This window comes from Thiolapillus sp. (assembly GCF_048562965.1).
Lineage (GTDB): Bacteria > Pseudomonadota > Gammaproteobacteria > Chromatiales > Chromatiaceae > Thiolapillus > Thiolapillus brandeum_A.
In genome coordinates this window covers 1-943 of record NZ_JBHNMF010001054.1, presented here as the reverse complement: position 1 = coordinate 943, position 943 = coordinate 1, and the positions used below count along the sequence as shown (strand labels likewise).

The window sequence follows — 943 nt, the reverse complement described above, 5'->3', positions numbered from 1 at the left end:
AGCAGGATGCAGCAATCAGCGTATAGAACAAGCTCTAACGGGCAGTATGAACAAAATAGCAACTTTATTTCACCCGAAAATATACGGTGGAACAATGTTGCTTACTCTAAACTCTAGGCTCATTATTTCGCCTCCTGTGCGGCTTCCAGTTCAGCCTTGGTGAACAGAAGAGCATAAGGTGGCAGCTTGGGTTTCTCCATGGCAATCTCCTCACCGGAGAATGCTTCCAGGAAAGCCACAAGATCTTCCTTTTCCTCATCTGTCAGGCCAAGGGGCTTGATCAGCTTGGATTTTGTTTCGGGGAACAGTGTCGTACGACCGTCCTCGTCAAATCCGCCGCGGTTATAGAAGTCCACTACATCTTCCATGGTGTAGAAAACACCATTGTGCATGTAAGGCGCTGTATACATGGTATAGCGCAGTGAAGGGGTGCGGAATTTGCCCTTGTCCCACTGGTTCTTCCCACGGAAGTAGAAACCCCAGTCAGACTTGGCAGTACGGTAGTTCTCTTCGTTCTGACCCTTGGCATAGTTCTCGAAACGGAAAGTCACCTGTGCCAGACCATCCTCTTCCCAGCGCTTGTTGGGTGGAACACCGATATTGTAGTAGTCCTGATCAGATGCCAGCTCACCGTTGTGGCACTGTATGCACCCGGCCTTGCCGTTGTACAGTTTCATGCCGCGCAGCTGCTGCTCTGTCAGTGCAGACTTGTCACCCTGCAGGTATTTATCCAAAGGTGTGTCACGTTGAACCAGAGTACGCTCAAAGGCAGCAATGGCACGCCAGGCATCACCGATGAGTGGCCAGTCAGTACCAAATACTTCCTTCGCTGCCAGCCATGGAGAGCGAAGCGAAGGCTGGTAGACCCCAGTAGCCGCGAGGCCGCACTGTTTTCCCGGCGTGCCTTGCGCCAGAGGGAAAACAAAGTAGGCCTCCGAACGCG

Annotated in this window: 1 pseudogene; it reads right to left on the bottom strand. The window is 52.2% G+C overall.

The features are described from left to right. Nucleotides 1-122 precede the first annotated feature (122 nt). Nucleotides 123-943: pseudogene (locus ACOCD2_RS22215) on the bottom strand (cytochrome-c peroxidase); the annotation flags it as partial.